Raw genomic sequence first — 17,826 nt, 5'->3', positions numbered from 1 at the left:
CTGGTTGCTGCCGGGCCCCATGCCCGGTGTCCATGAGCGTGACTGTGCGCCGCCACGGTATCGATGCTGTGCGGCGTACGTAAAGTTGTGTGTAGAGAGCGGCGTTCAGGCCGGCGCCGGGATCCGCGGCTCAGCGGCTCAGCGGCTCAGCGGCTCAGCGCCAGCGCTTGCAGCCGCTCCTGGCGCCACTCCATCACGCTCTTGAGCAGCAAGCTCAGCAGGGCCATGCACGCCAGCAGGGCTGCCGCCGTGAAGGCGGCAGCCACCTTGTAGTCATTGTTGAGCTGCTCGACCAGCAGGGGCAGCGTCAGCGTCTGGTTCATGATCGTGCCCGAGACCACCGCCACCGAGCCGAACTCGCCCACGGCACGCGCGTTGGTCGTGACCACCCCGTTGAGCAGGGCCCACTTGATCTTGGGCAGGGTCACGCGCCAGAAGATCTGCCAGCCACTGGCCCCCAGCGTGAGCGCCACATGCTCCTCGTCGTTGCCGTGCGTCTGCATCAGCGGGATGAGGATGCGCGCCACGTAGGGCGAGGTGATGAAGATCGTGACCAGCACGATGCCCGGCCAGGCAAAGATGATCTGGATGTCGTGCGAGGCCAGCCACTGGCCGAGCAGCCCCTCCATGCCGTAGACCACCAGATAGCACATGCCGGCCACCACCGGCGAGGTGGCAAAGGGAATGTCGATCAGCGTGGTGAGCAGCCGCCGCCCGCGGAATTCGTATTGCGTGACGCACCAGGCCAGGGCGATGCCGAAGACCAGGTTGACGGGCACGGTGAGCACGGCCACCAGCAGGGTCAGGCCCAGGGCATGGCGCATGTAGCCTTCGGACAGGTTGGCCGCCAGCAGCGACCAGCCGCCGCTGAGCGCCTGGGTGAAGATCAGCACCAGCGGCAGCACGAGCAGCAGCGCCGCCACCCCCACACCCAGGCCGATGAGCGCCCATTGATGTCCGTGTTGCGGTCGCTTCATCCGGCGCTCCTCTGCCAACGCAGCACGCGGCCCTGCAGCACGTACAGGCCGAACATCAGCAGCAGCGAGGTCAGCAGGATCACCGTGGCGATCGCCGCGGCCGCCGGGTACTCGTATTCCTGCAGGCGCACGAAGATCATCAGCGAGCTGACCTCGGTCTGGAAGGGAATGTTGCCGGCGATCATCACCACCGCGCCGAACTCACCGAGGCTGCGGATGAAGGACTGGGCGCCTCCGGTGACCACGGCGGGGATCAGCGTGGGCAGGATCACGCGCCAGAAGATCTGCGCGCGCGAAGCCCCCAGCGTGCGGGCGGCCTCCTCCACCTCGGTGCCGAAATCCTGCAGCACGGGCTGGATGGTGCGCACCACGAAGGGCAGGCTGGTGAAGGTCATCGCGACCACGATGCCGGGATAGGCATAGGCGATCTTCAGGCCCGCCAGCTCGAACCACTGGCCCACCCAGCCGGTGGGAGCCAGCAGCACCGCCAGCGTCAAGCCCGCCACCGCGGTGGGCAGGGCAAAGGGCAGGTCGATCAGGGTGTCGAGCAGGCGGCGGCCGGGAAAGTCGTAGCGCACCGTCACCCAGGCCAGCAGCAGTCCGATCAGCACCGAGGCCGCCGTGGCGTACAGCGCGGCACCGAGGGTGACGCGGTAGCTGGCCAGCACGCGCGGATCGGTGACGGCCTGCCAGTACTGCACCAGGCTCAGCTCGGCCGAGTAGGCCAGCAGCGCCGAGACCGGAAAGAGGATGACCAGCGTGATGAAAAAGCTGCTGATGCCCAGGCTCGGTCCGAAGCCCGGCAGCACGGCGGGTCGGATCAACAGCAGCGAACGGGAAGCGGTGACGGCCATGGCAAGGCGGGCCCGGCACGGGCCCGCTCGGGTCGGCAGAACAGCGACGGGATCAGCGACGGCGGGCGAGCAACTGGTCCAGGATGGCGCCCGAGGCGAAGTGGGTCTCGCTGATCCTGTCCCACGGGCCCAGCACCTTGACGGGGTCGATCAGGCGGATCGGCGGAAACTTGTCGGCCGTGGCCTTGACCACCGTGGGCTCGTGCACGCGGTAGTTGAACGAGGTCAGCAGCAACTGGATCTCGCGGGTGTACTGGAAGTTCAGGTATTCGGTGGCCAGGGCGCGGGTGCCCTTCTCGTCGACCACCTTGTCGACCACGGCGACCGGGAACTCGGCCAGCACCGACACCGGCGGCACCACCACCTCCAGGCCCAGGGCCTTGAATTCGTCGCCGCGGGCGATGTTGATCACCTCGGACTCGAAGGTCAGCAGCACGTCGCCCTGGTTGTTCTGAGCGAAGGCCACCGTGGCGCCGCGGCCGCCGGTGGGGAAGTTCTGCACGTTGGCCAGCAGTCGGGCGACGAAGTCGCGCACCTGCGCCTCATTGCCCTTGAACTTCTCGTTCGCGTAGAGCCAGGCTCCCAGGTAGGTGTAGCGCGCGTTGCCGGAGGTCTTGGGGTTGGGGAAGATGAGCTTCACGTCCTCGCGCACCAGGTCGTCCCAGGACTTGATGTTCTTGGGATTGCCCTTGCGCACCAGGAAGGCGATGGTGCTGTAGTAGGGCGAGGCGTTGTTCGGGAACTTTTTCGTCCAGTCGGCCGAGACCAGGCCGCGCTTGGCCAGGATCTCGATGTCGGTGGCCTGGTTGAAGGTGACGGTGTCGACCTTCTTGCCCTGGATGATGTCCTGGGCCTGGCGCGAAGTGCCGGCATGCGACTGGTCGATCCTCACGTCTTGGCCGGTCTTCTTCTTCCAGTGCTCGACGAACTTGGGGTTGATCGCCGCGAACAGTTCGCGGGCGATGTCGTACGACGCATTCAGAAGGGTGGGGCTGGACTGGGCCCAGGCACCCGGGGCGGCGGCGAAGGCGGCAGCCACGAGGCCGGCGCGCAAGAACTGCTTGAACATGATGACGATCCTTGGGATTCCTGGAACAGGGAAGATCAGGCGGCTTCGGCCTGAAAGCGCGTCACACGGCGCGGCTTCAGGTAGGCGGTGCTGCCGGGGGCCAGGCCGAGCTGCTCGCGCAGCGCCGCGAACCGGGCCCGCGGCATCTCGACGTCGACATAACAGCCGTCGTCCAGCCGCTTGAACTCGATGCGGGTGTTGGGGCCCACGGTCAGCGTCTGCGACAGCGTCACCGGCAAGGTGCCCTCCTCGGGCTGGCCCACGATATCGAGTTCGTGGGGACGCACATAGCTCACCTCGTCACCCGCGGTGGCCCCGCCCGGCGCATGGCCAAAACGGCCATGGAAGAGGTTCACGTCGCCCAGAAACTGCAGCACGAAGGGTGTGGCCGGGTGGTCATAGACCTCGTCGGGCGTGCCCTGCTGCTCGATGCGACCGTGGTTCATCACCACGATGCGGTCGGCCACCTCCATGGCCTCATCCTGATCGTGCGTGACGAAGACACTGGTCAGGTGGACCTCGTCGTGCAGCCGGCGCAGCCAGCGGCGCAGTTCCTTGCGCACCTTGGCGTCCAGCGCACCGAAGGGCTCGTCGAGCAGCAGCACCTTGGGTTCCACCGCGAGCGCACGCGCCAGGGCGATGCGCTGGCGCTGCCCGCCCGACAACTGGTGGGGATAGCGGTCGGCGATCCAGTCAAGCTGGACCAGCTCCAGCAGCTGCGTCACCTTCTTGCGGATCTGCTCCTCGCTGGGCCGCGTGGCCCGCGGGCGCACACGCAAGCCGAAGGCCACGTTCTCGAAGATCGTCATGTGGTTGAACAGGGCATAGTGCTGGAACACAAAGCCCACGTTGCGCTCGCGCACATCGGCCTCGGTGGCGTCCTCGCCATGGAAATGCACCGTGCCCGCATCGGGCCGCTCCAGCCCGGCAATGATGCGCAACAGGCTGGTCTTGCCCGATCCCGAGGGGCCGAGCAGGGCCACCAGCTCGCCCGAGGGGATGTCCAGGTTCAGGTGGTCGCACACCACCGTCTTGCCGAAGGCCTTGTAGAGGTTGCGCACCTCGATGCTCATGCCAACTCCTGCGGGCATGCAAGCCCCGAGCCAACCATCCAGACTGTGTGCATGACTGCGATCCGTCTCAAAACACTGCAGGGAGACGATGCTATCGAGGCGCCATCAGAAAGAGAACGAATATATAGTCCGTTACTTATTACTTTTTGCGTTAAATAATGGGGCGACAGCGTCCGCCAACCCTTGGCAATCGGTTCAGGAGCTGTCTATAATGGCGGGCTCTAGGCGCTTTAGCTCAGTCGGTTAGAGCGACGGAATCATAATCCGCAGGTCCGGGGTTCGAGTCCCTGAAGCGCCACCAGAGTCCCGGCCCCAGTCTTCGCCACTGGGGCCGTTTTCGTTTCGGCGGCGCAGGACGCATACTTCTTGGCCGCAATTCCGTCAACCACCGCAGCCCCTGGATCTACACCATGTTTCGCTGTGTGCTGATCGGCCTGACCCTGTCGGCCGCCACCCTCGTCGCCCAGGCCCAGGCCGTCGTGGCGCGCCAGTTCCCTGCCACGGCCTTGCGCGGCGAGATGGTCTTCGGGCAGCCTCCCGAGGTCCTGCTCAACGGCCAGCCGGCTCGTATGGTGCCGGCCTCGCGCATCCGCGGCACCAACAACCTGTTGCTGCTGTCGGGCGCCCTGATCGGCACCAAGGCCGTCGTGCATTACACGTTGGACCACCAAGGCTTCGTGAAGGACGTCTGGATCCTGCGCGAAGACGAGCTGAAGAAGCCCTGGCCGCGCACACCCGAGGAGGCCCGGACCTGGCACTTCGAGCCGATCTCGCAGACCTGGACCCAGCGCTGAAAGGAGGGGCCATGAGCAGTTCCGCGACCCCCAAGAAGGTTTACATCAAGACCTTCGGCTGCCAGATGAACGAATACGACTCGGCCAAGATGGCCGACGTGCTGGGCGCGGCGCAAGGCTATGTGCCCACCGATGACCCCGAGCAGGCCGACCTCATCCTCTTCAACACCTGCTCGGTGCGCGAGAAGGCGCAGGAGAAGGTGTTCTCCGACCTCGGGCGCGTCAAGCACCTGAAGAAAAAGGGCGTGAAGATTGGCGTGGGCGGCTGCGTGGCCAGCCAGGAGGGTGCGGCCATCATCGAGCGCGCCCCGTATGTGGACGTGGTCTTCGGCCCGCAGACCCTGCACCGCCTGCCGGAGATGCTGGCGCGCCGTGAATCGCAGAACCGCCCGCAGGTGGACATCAGTTTCCCCGAGATCGAGAAGTTCGACCACCTGCCGCCCGCCCGCGTGGAGGGCGCCTCGGCCTTCGTCTCCATCATGGAAGGCTGTTCGAAGTACTGCAGCTACTGCGTGGTGCCTTACACCCGCGGCGAGGAGGTCTCGCGCCCCTTCGAGGACGTGCTGGTGGAGGTGGCCGGTCTGGCCGACCAGGGGGTCAAGGAAGTGACGCTGCTGGGGCAGAACGTCAACGCCTACCGCGGCAAGATGGGCGACACCGCCGAGATCGCGGACTTTGCGCTGCTGCTGGAGTACGTGGCCGAGATCCCGGGGATCGAACGCATCCGCTACACCACGAGCCACCCCAACGAGTTCACGCAGCGCCTCATCGATGCGTACGCCAAGCTGCCTCAGCTCGTGAACCACCTGCACCTGCCGGTGCAGCACGGCTCCGACCGCATCCTCTCGGCGATGAAACGGGGCTATACCGCGCTGGAGTACAAGAGCACCGTCCGCAAGCTGCGCGCCGTGCGGCCCGGCATCAGCCTGTCGAGCGACTTCATCGTGGGTTTCCCCGGCGAGACCGAGGATGACTTCGCCAAGCTGATGAAGCTCATCGAGGACGTGGGCTTCGATGCGAGCTTCAGCTTCGTCTTCAGCCCCCGTCCCGGCACGCCGGCGGCCACCCTGCACGACGACACACCGCAGGAGGTGAAGCTCAGGCGGCTGCAGCACCTGCAAGCCACGCTCGAAGCCAATGTGCGTCGCATCAGCGACAGCCGCGTGGGCACGGTGCAGCGCATCCTGGTGGAAGGCCCGTCGAAGAAGGATCCCAGCGAACTCATGGGCCGCACCGAGTGCAACCGCATCGTCAACTTCCCCGGCGGCCCGAACGCGGCCCGGCTGGTGGGCCAGATGATCGACGTGCGGATCACGTCTGCCCTGCCGCACTCGCTGCGCGGCGAGGTGGTGGTGAAGGAAGCCGCGACGGCCTGCTGAGGCGGCCCCCAGGATCAGAGGCTGCGGATCAGCGCCCCGCTGCCGCGGCGGATCTGCCCGACGGCCTGGTCCAGCCGGTCGATCAGGGTCTGAGGGCGGCCCTTGAGGTCCTGCGGGATGCAGGCAATGGCCGCATGCAGGTGCAACCGCTCCAGCGGCGGCAATTCAGGATGGTGCTGCAGGCCCAGCTCCAGGATGCGCTGGGCCAGGGCCTGGGCCTCGGTGCGGCTTTGCACCTGCTCCAGCACGACGACGAAGCGCGCATCGTCCAGGCGCAGTGGAATGTCGGCCGGGCTGCACACCTCGCGCAGCACGCGGGCACAGGCTCTCATCGCCGCCTCGGTCACCTGGGCCCCGTGGGCGCGCTGCAGGTCCTCCAGGTTGGCCAGGCGCAGCATCACCACGGCGCCATAGGTGTTCATGCGCAGCGAACGCACCGCCAGCGACATCAGCAGGCCCGGCAGTTCGCCGCCATGCAGCAGGCCGGTCCAGCGGTCCAGGCGGGCGCCGTCGCGGCGCTCGCCAGGGTCGCGCAACAGGTCGCGGGCGCTGAAGTTCAACGCATAGGTGAGGATCAGGATCTCCAGCCCCGCGCCGGCGAGCATGCCGTAGCGGTCCCACCAGCCCCCCGCCGGCAGCCAACCCCGCTCGGTCGCGGACTCCAGTGCCACTCCCGCGGCTGCCGCCAGGAAGGCCGCCGCATACCAGCCGATATAGGGCAGCCGCACGCCGCGCAAGGCCCACAGCAGGAACACCACCGACAGCAGCGCCAGCAGGTAGTAGGCCCGCTGGGCCAGCGCGACCGAAGGCTCGCGGGCCAGCTCGGGCCAGACCACGTAGCCCGCGGTGAGTGCCACGCCAAAGGCCGCGACCACGACCGCCCAGCGGTCGGCCCGCCGGTTGCCCAGGGCCCGCGGCAGCACCCGCCGGGCGAACAGCAGGCTCACGGCGGCCAGCAAGGTGCCCGACACCAGCAGCGCCGCCTGCGCCATCGCCGGATCCTGGGCGCCCATAACGGGCTTGGCATAACCCAGTTGCGCGAGCTGGTACAGCACCATCATCACCACATGCAGCGCGTACCAGGCATTGACGGCGTCACCGCGCATCAGCGCCTCGCCGGTGGCGTAGGCCAGGGCCATGGCGGCCACCCCCAGGAAGAGCCCGAGCCAGAGTAGTTCGAGCTCAGCCATGCGTGCGCCCACCAAAGCCAGCCCAGGCCAGGGCCAGGGCCGTGGCGAGCACCATGGCGGCATAGGTGGCCACACGGCCGTCGGCCCCCCCCACGACGAGCCCCCCCAGCAAGGCGGCGGTGGCCGCTGCCGCACTCCAGCCCAGCAGGCGAGTCCAGGCCACGCCGCGCAGCCGGCGCCACCACAGCAGCTTGCTCAGCACCGTGGCCGTCGCCGCCAGACCCAGGGCCGGGGCGAAGAAGTTGAGCAGGTGCCACAGGGCGTCGAGGAAACCCATAGGAGACGATTGACGTGCGTCAAGAAGACCCGGCGGCCGGCCGGCTGCGGCCCAAAGCGCCGAATTTTATAATCGGCCCCATGAGCGTCATTGCCCTGGGCCTGAACCACACGAGCGCACCGCTGGACCTGCGCGGGCGCTTCGCGTTCACGCCCGAGCAGCTCCCCCCGCTGCTGCGCCAGTTGCGCGAGCGCTTGCAGCACACCCGGGAAGCGGCCCTCGTCTCCACCTGCAACCGCACCGAGCTCTACTGTGCCGCCTCGCCCGAGCTGGTGGCGCCCACGCTGGAATGGTTCGCCCAACTGGGCGGCGTGAGCGCCAGCCAGCTTCAGCATCACACCTATGTGCTCGAAGGCGGCCACGCGGCGCGCCATGCCTTCCGCGTGGCCAGCGGGCTGGACTCCATGGTGCTGGGCGAACCCCAGATCCTGGGCCAGATGAAGCAGGCCGTGCGGCAGGCCGATATGGCCGGCACCCTGGGGACGACGCTGCACCAGCTCTTCCAGCGTTCCTTCGCCGTGGCCAAGGAAGTGCGCACCTCCACCGAGATCGGCGCGCATTCGATCAGCATGGCTGCTGCAGCCGTGCGTCTGGCCGGCCAGCTCTTCGAGGATCTGAGCGAGGTCAAGGTGCTCTTCGTAGGCGCCGGCGAGATGATCGAGCTGGCGGCCACCCACTTCGCCGCAAAGTCGCCCAAGGCCATGGCCGTGGCCAACCGCACGCTCGAGCGCGGCGAGAAGCTCGCCGCCCACTTCGGCGCCGAGGCCATTCGCATGGCCGAGCTGCCCAGCCGCCTGGCCGAGTTCGACGTGGTGGTGTCGTGCACCGCCAGCTCCTTGCCGATCATCGGCCTGGGAGCGGTCGAACGTGCGCTGAAAGCCCGCCGTCATCGCCCGATGTTCATGGTCGACCTGGCCGTGCCGCGCGACATCGAGCCCGAAGTGGCCCAGCTCGACGACGTGTACCTCTACACCGTGGACGACCTGAGCGCCGTGGTGCAGACGGCCGGCGAGAAGCGCCAGGCGGCCGTGGCGCAGGCCGAGGCCATCATCGAGACCGGCGTGCAAAGCTTCGTGCACTGGCTGGACCAGCGCGCCAGCGTGCCGCTGATCCAGGCCTTGAACGCCCAGACCGACGAGTGGCGGCGCATCGAGATCGCCCGGGCGCGCAAGGCCCTGGCCCGCGGTGAAGACGTCGAGGCCGTGCTGGAGGCGCTGTCGCGAGGCATCGCCAACAAGATGCTGCACGGAACCCTGGCCGAGCTGCACAGTGCCGATCCCAGGCACCGCCAGCACCTGGCCGAGACGGTCTCGCGCCTGTTCCTGCGCAGCGCCGCCACCGACCCCAGCCGCCAAGGCAAGCGCTAGTCCACCGGGCCTGCGCCCGGGCCGCCGCGGCCCGCCCCCTTCTTCCTGCCCGCTCCCTGATCGATTGATGAAAGACGCCCTGCGCCAGCAACTCGACCGCACCCTGCAACGCCTGCAGGAGCTGGATGCCGTGCTGGCCGCACCGGACGTGGTGGCCGACATCACCCGCTTTCGCGACCTGACGCGCGAGCACAGCGAGGTGTCGGCGCTGGCCGAGCGCTACCGCCGCTACCTGCAGCGCGAGCGGGACCTCGCCGCTGCCCGCGAGATGCTGGCCGACCCGGAGCTGGCCGAGATGGCCGCCGAGGAAGCCGCCCAGGCCGAGGCCGACCTGGCGCGCCTGGAGGCCGAGCTGCAGCGCGCCTTGCTGCCCCGTGACCCCGACGATGCCCGGCCGGCCTTCCTGGAGATCCGCGCCGGCACCGGCGGCGACGAGTCGGCACTCTTCGCGGCCGACCTGCTGCGCATGTACCTGCGCTACGCCGAGCGCCGGGGCTGGCGCAGCGAGATCCTCTCGGCCAGCGAGTCCGACCTGGGCGGCTACAAGGAAGTGGTCGTGCGTATCGAGGGCGAGGAGGTGTATGGCCACCTGCGCTTCGAGTCGGGCGGCCACCGCGTGCAGCGTGTGCCGGCCACCGAAACGCAAGGCCGCATCCACACCAGCGCCTGCACGGTGGCCGTGATGCCCGAGGCGGACGAGGCCGAGGAGATCCAGCTCAACCCGGCCGAGCTGCGCATCGACACCTTCCGCGCCAGCGGCGCCGGCGGGCAGCACGTGAACAAGACCGACTCGGCCATCCGCATCACCCACCTGCCCACGGGCCTGGTGGCCGAATGCCAGGACGACCGCTCCCAGCACCGCAACAAGGCCAAGGCCCTGGCGGTGCTGGCCGCGCGGCTGCGTGAGAAAGACCGGGCCGAGCGCGCCGCGAAGGAAGCGGCCACCCGCAAGAGCCTGATCGGCAGCGGCGACCGCAGCGACCGCATCCGCACCTACAACTTCCCGCAGGGCCGGCTGACCGACCACCGCATCAACCTCACGCTGTACAAGCTGGGCGCGGTGATGGAGGGCGAGCTCGACGACGTGATCGAGGCGCTGCGCAGTGCCCGGCAGGCCGAGCAGGCCGCCGAGCTGCTGCAAGAGCTGGGCATCGAATGACCACGGTGGCGCAGGCCCTGCAGGACGCTGCGGCGCTGGGGGTGGACCGGCTCGATGCACAACTGCTGCTGGCCGAGGTACTGGGGCTGGGTGAGCGTGAGGCACGCGCCTGGCTGCGGGCCCACGACACCGATCTGCTGGATGAACCGCAGCAGCAGCGCTTTCGGGCCTTGCTGCAGCGGCGCCGGGCAGGCGAACCGGTGGCCTACCTGCTCGGGCGCAAGGAATTCCATGGACTGATGCTGCAGATAGGCCCCGAGGTGCTGGTGCCGCGGCCCGACACCGAGGTGCTGGTGGAGTGGGCGCTGGAAGTCCTGAAGGACTGGTCCGCCCCACGGGTGCTCGACCTGGGCACCGGCAGCGGAGCGATCGCCCTGGCGCTGGCGCAGGCCCGGCCCGATGCTGACGTCACGGTGGTGGACCTCAGCCCGCAGGCGCTGCAGGTCGCGCTGTCGAATGCGACACGGCTGGGCCTGGCGCTGCGCGGCCTGCAGGGTTCGTGGTGGCAGGCCCTGCCGGCCGGCGAAGCCCCTTTCGATCTCGTCGTCAGCAACCCGCCCTACATCGCCGAGGGCGACCCGCATCTGGCCGACCTCAGGCATGAGCCGCTGCTGGCGCTGACCTCCGGGCCTGACGGGCTCGATGCCATCCGCACGATCATCGCGGGCGCCGCCCCGCATCTGCGCCCCGGCGCCTGGCTACTGCTCGAGCATGGCCACGACCAGGCCGACGCCGTGCAGGCCCTGCTGCGCCAGGCCGGGTTCGAGGCCGTGGACAGCCGCCGCGACCTGGGGGGACTCCGGCGTTGCACCGGGGGGCGCCGCGCCTGAGGCTCAGCCCCTGAAGCGCCCCCCTGCCACGTTGCCGATGTGGCGGTCGCCTTCGTAGAGGTCCCCGTTGCTGTGTTGCACGGCCACACGGTAGCCCTGCTGGCCGAACCATTGCGCCCACTGGCGCACACGCTGCTCATCGGGGTGCCAAGGCCCCTTGTCGGCCGTGGACAGGCGGCGCGGGCTGCCGCTGAGGAAACACACTCTCCACATGGTCTGCACGAAAGGCGCAGCGACGTTTCATGACGGCCCCCTGCACAGCGCAGCGGCGGCCGGCGCGGCCACTACCTTAGCGGGACATCGCCGGCCTGCCAAGCGAAGCTTGTCACGCCGCGGGTCAAAACCTCAGGGCGTCAGCAGCTTGGCTCGTAGAACAAGTCCTGCGGCGTGCCGGTGTAGAGGTTGGGGTTGATGTTGGGCACCTCGCGGTAGAACAGGTGCTTCTCGTGCACGCTGGACCGCACCCAGTGGAGATGCCGGTCGGCCGTGCACGTCGAGGCCACCCAGTCTTGGTCGAGCGCGCCGCTGGCATTGCGGCTGACATGCTGGCCGGCGCAATTCGACGAGGGTTGGAGGCCGCTGTCATCGCCTCCACCGCCGCTACCCGAAGGAAAGGGCGAGACCCCCGGGTCGCCGCCTCCGCCACCGCAGGCTGCAAGCAGCAACGCCAAGCGGCCGGCGACGGGCCGCGCCCTAGTAGAACGGCCCGCTCCAGGCATCCCAACGGGGAGGGTGCGGCGCACATGCAACGCCTATGATCGGGGCTGCCGCCCGGTGTCTCGCATGAGCCTGCCTGTTCCGCCCCTGTCTGCCCGAACCCTGCCCCGACTGGCCCGCCTGCTGGGCGACTGGGTCCACGAGGTGAACCCCGCCACCTTGCGCTGCGATGCCCTGGCCGGCCTGCTCGGGGCCATCCTCGTGCTGCCTCAGGGTATCGCGTTTGCCACCCTGGCCGGCCTGCCGCCGCAGTACGGCCTGTACACGGCCATCGTGCCTTGCATCGTGGCCGCGCTGGCGGGCTCGAGCCGGCATGTGATGTCCGGCCCCACCAATGCGAACTCCCTGGCCTTGTACGCCATGCTGGCCCCGCTGGCAGCCGCGGGCAGCCCCGCCTACATCCAGCTCGCGCTGGCCGTGACGGTGCTCGTGGGCGTGATGCAGACGCTGGTCGGTGCCCTGCGCCTGGGCTCGATCGCCAACTTCATCTCGCCTTCGGCGCTGATGGGGTTCACCAGCGGCGCGGCGCTGCTGATTGCGCTGTACGCGCTGCGCGACCTGTTGGGCCTGCCTGCGCTGCAGGGCCAGGGTGCCGGTGCCGGGCTGGCCCACCTCGCGCACCATGCAGGCGACGTGCAGTTCACCGCTTTGGCCGTGGGCGCAGCCACGCTGCTCACCGCCGCGGTGCTGCGCCGTCTCAATCCGCGCTGGCCCCACATGCTGGCGGGCCTGGCCGCCGGCACGCTGCTGGCCACGGCGTTGAACCAGCAGGGCGCGCCCTTGGGTTGGGAACCGGTGGCGGTGGTGGGGGCCATCCCTTCTCCTTGGCCGCCCTTCACGGTGCCGACGGTGGACGGGTCCAAGCTGCCCGAGCTGCTGGGCCTGGCCGCCGCACTGACCATCGTGGCCCTGGGACAGTCGATCTCGATTGCCAAGGCCGTGGCCCAGCGCTCGGGCCAGCGCATCGATGCCAACCGCGAGTTCCTCGGCCAGGGCCTGTCCAACCTCATCGGTGGCTTCTTTTCGTCCTACGTGAGCTGCGGCTCGCTCAACCGCTCCATGCCCAACCTGGAGGCCGGTGCGCGCACCCCGCTGGCCGCTGTGTTTTCGGCCGTGCTGCTGATGGGGCTGGTGGCCTTCACGGCGCCGCTGCTGGCGCTGATCCCGATGGCGGCCATCGCCGGGTTGCTGCTGCTGGTGGCCTGGACGCTGCTCGACCTGCCGCGCTGGCGGCGCCTGTACCTGCTCAACCGCACCGAATTCGGCATTGCCGCGCTCACGCTGGCGGCCACCGTCAGCATCCGCCTGGAGGTGGCCATCCTGCTGGGCACCATCGCCTCGCTGATGAGCTACCTGCACCGTACGGCACGGCCTGCGATGCGCACGATGGGCTTCACCTCGATGGACGAAGGGCGGCATTTCGAGGTGATCGACGGACATCCCGAAGGCGCGCTGCCCGAATGTCCGCAACTCAAGCTGCTGCGCATGGAGGGCTCGATCTACTTCGGCGCCACCCCGCATGTGGCCGACCGGCTTCACACCCTGCGCACGGCGCCGCATGCACCCAAGCACCTGCTGGTGATGGCCAAGAGCATGAACTTCATCGACCTGGCCGGCGCCGAGCTGTGGCAGGCCGAGCTGGCCGCACGGCGCGCGATGGGCGGCGACCTGCACTTTCACCGGCCGCGCCCCCAGGTGCTGGAGATGTGGGAACGCACCGGCTTCCTTGATGCCCTCGGGCCCGACCACATCCACCCCGACAAGCGCACGGCCATCGCCCGGATCTTCCAGACCCTGGACCCGCAAATCTGCCGCACCTGCCGCGCTCGCATCTTCTGGGAGTGCGGCAAGCTCGACCAGTGAAGGCTAGCGCTTCAGCAGCCCCACCACCAGCGAAACGATGAAGCCGACGAGGAAGACGAAGAAGAGGATCTTCGCGATGCCCGCGGCTCCGGCGGCGATGCCACCGAAGCCGAGGACGGCCGCCACCAAGGCGATGACGAAGAAGACGGCAGCGTAGTACAGCATCGTAGGGACCTGCGGTCTCAGCTCACCGACGGCTTGAGCCGGATGTCGTTTTTCACGTCCTTCACGCCGCGGATGCTGCGAGCGATCTCGCCGGCACGCTGGATCTCCGCCGCGCTGTTGGCAAAGCCGCTGAGCTGCACCGTGCCGCGGAAGGTCTCGACCTGGATGTTCAGGGCGCTGACCGTCTTGTCCTCGACGAAGGCAGCTTTCACCTTGGTGGTGATCCAGGTGTCGTCGATCACCTCGCCGGCGCTGGCCCGGGTGGGGGTGGCCGAGCAGCCGGCTGCGGCGATGCTCACGCCCAGCGCGACCGACAAGGCGGTGATGCGAAGCAGTTGGCTCGTGTACATGGTGTGCTCCTTCCGGTTGAATCTCGTTGGGGACGCCTTCGACCCGATGCCGAAGGCCGTGAAGGAACTCTAGGCCGCCCCTCGGCACCCGCCTGTCGGCTGCCATTGGCCCCGCCTGTCGGCATCGACCGACAGGTCTTACATCTCGTGACATGCCGCTCCACCCTGCGGGCGATGAAATGCATCTCCGAACATGCACAGATGCAAACTTCGACCCGAGCATGCCATGATGTCGCCCCGGGGAGCCGCCTGAGGGCGGTGTCCCGTCTTCTCGGAGGAAGTCCATGTCCCTGCGCACCGTCCTGCTTGGCCTGGTGCTGGCGCTGATCGCGCTGTTCGCCGCGCTGAACTGGCCCGCCATCGTCGCGCCCACGGAGATCTATCTCCTGGTGGCACAGACCCAGGCCCCATTGGGCCTGGTGCTGCTGGGCCTGTTGGCACTGGAGACGGTGGTCTTCCTCACCTACATCGCGGTCATGCAGGCCCAGCGCCTGACGGACCTGCGACGCCTCGTGCACGAGGCACGTGAGCAACGCGAACTGGCCGAGAAGGCGGAGGCCTCGCGCTACACCGAGTTGCGCCAGTGGCTCAAGCAGGAGCTGTCCATGCTGCGCCAGGACGTCTCCACCGTGTCGGGCGAAGTCGTCGCACAGACGCGCCGTCTGGACGAAGGCTTGCGCCAGGCCGTGACCGACAGCGGCAACAGCCTGGCCGCCGCCCTGGGCGAGATCGAGGACAAGCTCGACCGGCAGACCCTGGCGGCTGCGGACCACAGCGCCCCGACCGACACCGCTCGCTAGCTTTGGACCACCCCATGCCCAGCACCCTGGACGGCCAGCTCGTCGTGGCCATTTCGTCGCGGGCCCTGTTCGACTTCGAGGAGGAAAACCGGCTGTTCGAAGCCCAGGACGACCGCAGCTACATGCAACTGCAACTGCAGCGCCTGGACGTGCCGGCACGCCCCGGTGTGGCCTTCTCGCTGGTGAACAAGCTGCTGGCCTTCAACCGCGGCGGGCCTGGGACGCCCCCGCGCGTGGAGGTGGTGATCCTCTCGCGCAACGACCCGGTTTCGGGCATGCGTGTGTTCCGCTCGGCCCAGCATTACGGCTTGCCGATCCAGCGCGGCGTGTTCACGCGCGGCCAGTCGCCCTACCGCTACCTGCGGCCGCTCAACGCCCATCTGTTCCTCTCGGCCAACGAGGCCGACGTGCGTGCCGCCCTCGATGCCGGCTTCCCGGCCGCACGGGTCTACCCACTGTCGGCCCGCGCCTCGGATGCACACCCGAGCGAGGTGCGCATCGCCTTCGACGGCGATGCCGTGCTGTTTTCCGACGAAGCCGAGCAGGTCTACCAAAGCGACGGCCTCGACGCCTTCCAGGCCCACGAAAGCCAACGCTCCACGACGCCGCTGCCGGCCGGACCTTTCAAGCCGCTGCTCGAGGCCCTGCACCGCCTGCAGCGCGAGGGCACCCCGGCCATGCGCATCCGCACCGCCTTGGTCACGGCCCGCAGCGCGCCCGCCCACGAGCGGGCGATCCGCACCCTGATGGACTGGAATATCGAAGTCGACGAGGCCATGTTCCTCGGCGGCTTGCCCAAGGGCCCCTTCCTGCGCGAGTTCGAGCCCGACTTCTTCTTCGACGACCAGATGCGCCACGTCGAGAACGCCGCACCCCATGTGCCCTCGGGTCATGTGGCCTCAGGTGTGACAAATTTGGCACCTTCCCGCCCATAACCCCACACCCCCCCATACAGGGGGGTGTCGTAGAAAAACCGAGATTGATAGTCTCGCGCCGCCTGGAAGGTTTCGCTCAGCGAAACGCCAGGTTCGACAAGGCAAACCCGGTGAAAACCGGGGACGCAAAGCCTCCGGTCTCAGGCCATCGTCGCAGGTGGCCACGACAGCGGGGTTGCCGAAACTGCCGGCTTGCGCTGGTCATGTCCGGTGTGCGCACACCTGCCTGTCGATGATGAAGACCCATCACAGGTAGGCATGCAGACCACAAGATTCCAGGGAGCGCTGCTCTTTGGGGCGGCGATCGCTGCGTTGGCCGCAATCCCCAGCCCCTCCCTCGCCCAGACGCCCACGCCCTTGGCCGACCAGGAGCTGCTGCGCCAGCGGGAGCGCGAGCGCGCCCTGCGCGAGCAGTTGGAGCGCCACCCGGACGTGCGGCTGCCACGCCCCTCGGATTCGGCGCAGGCAGGTATCGATGCAGGACAGGACCTGCCCTGCTTTCCCATCACCCGAGTCGCATGGCGTGGCGATGACACCGGGCACTTCGAGTTTGCCGTGCAGGCGTTGCGTCGACGACTCGCCCGTCCCGACGGCCCGGCAGGTCCGGCGCCTGAGTGCCTGGGGGCCCTGCGGATCGAAGCCGCGCAGCGCGAAGCCCAGAATGCCCTGATCGAGCGCGGCTACATCACCACCCGTGTGCTCGTGGAGCCCCAAGACCTCAAGACGGGCACCCTTACTCTTACCGTGATCCCAGGGCGCGTGCGCCGCGTGGTCCTCGACAAGGACAGCGACCCCCGCGCCACGCTGCTCAACGCCCTGCCCGTGCGGCCGGGCCAGTGGCTGAACCTGCGTGACATCGAACAGGGACTGGAGAACCTCAAGCGCGTGCCCACGGCCGAGGCCGACATCCAGATCGCGCCTGGTGAACTCCCCGGCGACAGCGATCTCGTGGTGCGCTGGACACAGTCCTTTCCCTGGCGGCTTGCCCTGTCCCTGGACGACGGCGGTTCGAAAGCCACCGGGAAGTACCAGGGGGCACTGACCCTGTCGTACGACCATTGGTGGACCCTCAACGACCTCTTCTACCTGAGCCTCAACCAGGATCTGGGCGGTGGTGACCCGGGCCGGCGCGGCAGCCGAGGGCACACGGTGCACTACTCCGTACCCTATGGTTACTGGCTGCTGTCAGCCACGTCCAGCCGCTACGACTACCACCAGGCGGTGGCTGGTGCCACCCAGACCTATGTCTACAGCGGCAGCAGCCGCAACATGGAACTGAAGCTGTCACGGCTCGTGCACCGGGATGCCTGGCGCAAGACCAGCCTCTCGGCCACGGCCCTGGCGCGCAGCTCACGCAACTACATCGACGACACCGAGGTGGAAGTCCAACGTCGCCAGACGGGCGGCTGGGAGACCGCGGTCCAGCACCGCGCCTTTGTGGGGCACGCCACCGTGGATGCACAGTTGACTTACCGACGAGGCACAGGCGCCTTCGGTGCACGGCGCGCACCAGAGGAAGCCTTCGGCGAGGGCACTTCACGCTTTCGCCTCGTCCAAGCCGACGCGGCCTGGACCCTGCCGTGGACTCTCGATGCCCCCTGGGGCCGCCAGCGCCTTCGCTACGGCGGTGCCTGGCGGGCGCAGTGGAACCGCAGTCCGCTCGTGCCGCAGGATCGCTTCTCCATCGGCGGGCGCCACAGCGTGCGGGGGTTCGATGCGCAACGTTCGCTGACCGCCGAACGGGGGTGGCTGGTCCGCAACGAGCTGGCTTTCGGACTCGGTGCCAGTGCCCATGAAGCCTACCTCGGGCTGGACCACGGCAAAGTGGGCGGCCCTTCGTCCGACAGCCTGGTTGGCACCCGCCTGACCGGCGCCGTGCTGGGGCTGCGCGGTGCCTGGCAGGGCTGGCGGTATGACGTCTTCGCCGGCGGACCCGTGCAAAAACCGGCGGGTTTCGAGACTGCCGACACCACCGCGGGCTTCAACCTGCACTGGAGCTTCTGAGTCGCCGAACAGACCGCCAGCAC

19 protein-coding genes, 1 tRNA gene and 1 riboswitch are annotated in these 17,826 nt (G+C 68.4%); of the genes, 10 read left to right on the top strand and 10 right to left on the bottom strand.

The window, feature by feature from the left end; all coding sequences use genetic code 11:
- Positions 1–146: 146 nt before the first annotated feature.
- From cysW to AC1ECW_RS10250, 4 genes are read right to left on the bottom strand one after another with little or no spacing between them, the layout of a single operon-like run.
- Complete coding sequence (cysW, locus tag AC1ECW_RS10265) at positions 147–977, bottom strand: sulfate ABC transporter permease subunit CysW (RefSeq protein ID WP_481201758.1); 831 nt, start codon at positions 975–977, stop codon at positions 147–149.
- Positions 974–1,831 carry a sulfate ABC transporter permease subunit CysT gene (gene cysT, locus AC1ECW_RS10260; protein WP_409658991.1) on the bottom strand — a complete coding sequence of 286 codons (858 nt, stop codon included), beginning with the start codon at positions 1,829–1,831 and terminating at the stop codon, positions 974–976. Before cysT ends, cysW begins: the two co-directional genes overlap by 4 nt.
- A gap of 52 nt (positions 1,832–1,883) precedes the next feature.
- Entirely contained in the window at positions 1,884–2,900 is a 1,017-nt protein-coding gene (gene cysP, locus AC1ECW_RS10255; RefSeq protein ID WP_481201757.1) for a thiosulfate ABC transporter substrate-binding protein CysP, read from the bottom strand.
- 35 nt (positions 2,901–2,935) lie between these two features.
- The gene (locus AC1ECW_RS10250; RefSeq protein WP_409702978.1) at positions 2,936–3,973 is read right to left on the bottom strand and encodes a sulfate/molybdate ABC transporter ATP-binding protein; all 1,038 of its coding nucleotides are present in this window, start codon (positions 3,971–3,973) and stop codon (positions 2,936–2,938) included.
- Positions 3,974–4,197: 224 nt separating this feature from the next.
- On the opposite strand from AC1ECW_RS10250, the gene AC1ECW_RS10245 reads away from it, so the two are divergent.
- The 3 genes from AC1ECW_RS10245 to miaB all read left to right on the top strand — a co-directional run bounded on the left by AC1ECW_RS10245 (position 4,198) and on the right by miaB (position 6,146).
- Positions 4,198–4,274: transfer RNA gene (locus AC1ECW_RS10245), tRNA-Met, on the top strand.
- 109 nt (positions 4,275–4,383) lie between these two features.
- Positions 4,384–4,767, top strand: a complete 384-nt coding sequence (locus tag AC1ECW_RS10240) for a hypothetical protein (RefSeq protein WP_409702976.1) — start codon at positions 4,384–4,386, stop codon at positions 4,765–4,767.
- A gap of 11 nt (positions 4,768–4,778) precedes the next feature.
- Complete coding sequence (miaB, locus tag AC1ECW_RS10235) at positions 4,779–6,146, top strand: tRNA (N6-isopentenyl adenosine(37)-C2)-methylthiotransferase MiaB (protein WP_409702974.1); 1,368 nt, start codon at positions 4,779–4,781, stop codon at positions 6,144–6,146.
- 14 nt (positions 6,147–6,160) lie between these two features.
- On the opposite strand, the gene AC1ECW_RS10230 is transcribed toward miaB, so the two are convergent.
- On the bottom strand, positions 6,161–7,336 hold the full coding sequence (locus AC1ECW_RS10230) for a sensor domain-containing diguanylate cyclase (RefSeq protein WP_409702972.1): 1,176 nt from the start codon (positions 7,334–7,336) through the stop codon (positions 6,161–6,163).
- Positions 7,329–7,613, bottom strand: a complete 285-nt coding sequence (locus tag AC1ECW_RS10225; RefSeq protein ID WP_409702970.1) for a hypothetical protein — start codon at positions 7,611–7,613, stop codon at positions 7,329–7,331. Before AC1ECW_RS10225 ends, AC1ECW_RS10230 begins: the two co-directional genes overlap by 8 nt.
- 80 nt (positions 7,614–7,693) lie before the next feature.
- On the opposite strand from AC1ECW_RS10225, the gene hemA reads away from it, so the two are divergent.
- From hemA to prmC, 3 genes are all read left to right on the top strand, one after another.
- Positions 7,694–8,980, top strand: coding sequence for a glutamyl-tRNA reductase (gene hemA, locus AC1ECW_RS10220; protein ID WP_481201756.1), 1,287 nt, complete (start codon positions 7,694–7,696; stop codon positions 8,978–8,980).
- Positions 8,981–9,047: 67 nt separating this feature from the next.
- Positions 9,048–10,139, top strand: a complete 1,092-nt coding sequence (gene prfA / locus AC1ECW_RS10215) for a peptide chain release factor 1 (RefSeq protein ID WP_409702966.1) — start codon at positions 9,048–9,050, stop codon at positions 10,137–10,139.
- Positions 10,136–10,969, top strand: coding sequence for a peptide chain release factor N(5)-glutamine methyltransferase (prmC, locus tag AC1ECW_RS10210; protein ID WP_409702964.1), 834 nt, complete (start codon positions 10,136–10,138; stop codon positions 10,967–10,969). Before prfA ends, prmC begins: the two co-directional genes overlap by 4 nt.
- 3 nt (positions 10,970–10,972) lie before the next feature.
- On the opposite strand, the gene AC1ECW_RS10205 is transcribed toward prmC, so the two are convergent.
- Both AC1ECW_RS10205 and AC1ECW_RS10200 read right to left on the bottom strand, forming a co-directional pair.
- Positions 10,973–11,182 carry a hypothetical protein gene (locus tag AC1ECW_RS10205; protein WP_409702962.1) on the bottom strand — a complete coding sequence of 70 codons (210 nt, stop codon included), beginning with the start codon at positions 11,180–11,182 and terminating at the stop codon, positions 10,973–10,975.
- Positions 11,183–11,322: 140 nt separating this feature from the next.
- Entirely contained in the window at positions 11,323–11,634 is a 312-nt protein-coding gene (locus AC1ECW_RS10200; protein WP_481201755.1) for a hypothetical protein, read from the bottom strand.
- 118 nt (positions 11,635–11,752) lie between these two features.
- On the opposite strand from AC1ECW_RS10200, the gene AC1ECW_RS10195 reads away from it, so the two are divergent.
- Positions 11,753–13,549 (top strand): SulP family inorganic anion transporter, encoded by a 1,797-nt coding sequence (locus AC1ECW_RS10195; RefSeq protein WP_409702958.1) that lies wholly within the window; start codon positions 11,753–11,755, stop codon positions 13,547–13,549.
- 3 nt (positions 13,550–13,552) lie between these two features.
- Here the strand turns inward: AC1ECW_RS10195 and AC1ECW_RS10190 are convergent, their stop codons facing one another.
- Together AC1ECW_RS10190 and AC1ECW_RS10185 are read right to left on the bottom strand one after the other, a co-directional pair.
- Positions 13,553–13,714, bottom strand: a complete 162-nt coding sequence (locus tag AC1ECW_RS10190) for a DUF1328 domain-containing protein (protein WP_409702956.1) — start codon at positions 13,712–13,714, stop codon at positions 13,553–13,555.
- A 17-nt stretch (positions 13,715–13,731) separates the two neighbouring features.
- Positions 13,732–14,064: a BON domain-containing protein gene (locus tag AC1ECW_RS10185; protein ID WP_409702954.1), complete on the bottom strand. Its 333-nt coding sequence runs from the start codon at positions 14,062–14,064 to the stop codon at positions 13,732–13,734.
- 284 nt (positions 14,065–14,348) lie between these two features.
- On the opposite strand from AC1ECW_RS10185, the gene AC1ECW_RS10180 reads away from it, so the two are divergent.
- The 3 genes from AC1ECW_RS10180 (at position 14,349) to AC1ECW_RS10170 (ending at position 17,803) form a co-directional block, all read left to right on the top strand.
- Positions 14,349–14,864 (top strand): LapA family protein, encoded by a 516-nt coding sequence (locus tag AC1ECW_RS10180; protein ID WP_409702952.1) that lies wholly within the window; start codon positions 14,349–14,351, stop codon positions 14,862–14,864.
- A gap of 14 nt (positions 14,865–14,878) precedes the next feature.
- Positions 14,879–15,799, top strand: a complete 921-nt coding sequence (locus AC1ECW_RS10175) for a 5'-nucleotidase (RefSeq protein ID WP_409702949.1) — start codon at positions 14,879–14,881, stop codon at positions 15,797–15,799.
- A 90-nt stretch (positions 15,800–15,889) separates the two neighbouring features.
- A riboswitch (cyclic di-GMP riboswitch) is annotated at positions 15,890–15,982 on the top strand.
- A 75-nt stretch (positions 15,983–16,057) separates the two neighbouring features.
- Positions 16,058–17,803, top strand: a complete 1,746-nt coding sequence (locus AC1ECW_RS10170) for a ShlB/FhaC/HecB family hemolysin secretion/activation protein (protein WP_409702947.1) — start codon at positions 16,058–16,060, stop codon at positions 17,801–17,803.
- Positions 17,804–17,826 lie beyond the last annotated feature (23 nt).

Source organism: Caldimonas hydrothermalis, assembly GCF_056746695.1.
The sequence above is the reverse complement of the archived record's forward strand: the minus strand, read 5'-3'. Positions and strand labels throughout refer to the sequence as shown.

What these genes read in the sequence shown, in the direction of transcription:
- AC1ECW_RS10190 (WP_409702956.1), bottom strand. Translation starts at nt 13,714, where the DNA reads ATGCTGTACTACGCTGCCGTCTTCTTCGTCATCGCCTTGGTGGCGGCC.
- AC1ECW_RS10240 (WP_409702976.1), top strand. Translation starts at nt 4,384, where the DNA reads ATGTTTCGCTGTGTGCTGATCGGCCTGACCCTGTCGGCCGCCACCCTC.
- AC1ECW_RS10250 (WP_409702978.1), bottom strand. Translation starts at nt 3,973, where the DNA reads ATGAGCATCGAGGTGCGCAACCTCTACAAGGCCTTCGGCAAGACGGTG.
- AC1ECW_RS10225 (WP_409702970.1), bottom strand. Translation starts at nt 7,613, where the DNA reads ATGGGTTTCCTCGACGCCCTGTGGCACCTGCTCAACTTCTTCGCCCCG.
- AC1ECW_RS10170 (WP_409702947.1), top strand. Translation starts at nt 16,058, where the DNA reads ATGCAGACCACAAGATTCCAGGGAGCGCTGCTCTTTGGGGCGGCGATC.
- AC1ECW_RS10230 (WP_409702972.1), bottom strand. Translation starts at nt 7,336, where the DNA reads ATGGCTGAGCTCGAACTACTCTGGCTCGGGCTCTTCCTGGGGGTGGCC.
- AC1ECW_RS10195 (WP_409702958.1), top strand. Translation starts at nt 11,753, where the DNA reads ATGAGCCTGCCTGTTCCGCCCCTGTCTGCCCGAACCCTGCCCCGACTG.
- cysT (WP_409658991.1), bottom strand. Translation starts at nt 1,831, where the DNA reads ATGGCCGTCACCGCTTCCCGTTCGCTGCTGTTGATCCGACCCGCCGTG.
- AC1ECW_RS10180 (WP_409702952.1), top strand. Translation starts at nt 14,349, where the DNA reads ATGTCCCTGCGCACCGTCCTGCTTGGCCTGGTGCTGGCGCTGATCGCG.
- miaB (WP_409702974.1), top strand. Translation starts at nt 4,779, where the DNA reads ATGAGCAGTTCCGCGACCCCCAAGAAGGTTTACATCAAGACCTTCGGC.
- prfA (WP_409702966.1), top strand. Translation starts at nt 9,048, where the DNA reads ATGAAAGACGCCCTGCGCCAGCAACTCGACCGCACCCTGCAACGCCTG.
- AC1ECW_RS10185 (WP_409702954.1), bottom strand. Translation starts at nt 14,064, where the DNA reads ATGTACACGAGCCAACTGCTTCGCATCACCGCCTTGTCGGTCGCGCTG.
- hemA (WP_481201756.1), top strand. Translation starts at nt 7,694, where the DNA reads ATGAGCGTCATTGCCCTGGGCCTGAACCACACGAGCGCACCGCTGGAC.
- AC1ECW_RS10205 (WP_409702962.1), bottom strand. Translation starts at nt 11,182, where the DNA reads ATGTGGAGAGTGTGTTTCCTCAGCGGCAGCCCGCGCCGCCTGTCCACG.
- AC1ECW_RS10175 (WP_409702949.1), top strand. Translation starts at nt 14,879, where the DNA reads ATGCCCAGCACCCTGGACGGCCAGCTCGTCGTGGCCATTTCGTCGCGG.
- cysW (WP_481201758.1), bottom strand. Translation starts at nt 977, where the DNA reads ATGAAGCGACCGCAACACGGACATCAATGGGCGCTCATCGGCCTGGGT.
- cysP (WP_481201757.1), bottom strand. Translation starts at nt 2,900, where the DNA reads ATGTTCAAGCAGTTCTTGCGCGCCGGCCTCGTGGCTGCCGCCTTCGCC.
- prmC (WP_409702964.1), top strand. Translation starts at nt 10,136, where the DNA reads ATGACCACGGTGGCGCAGGCCCTGCAGGACGCTGCGGCGCTGGGGGTG.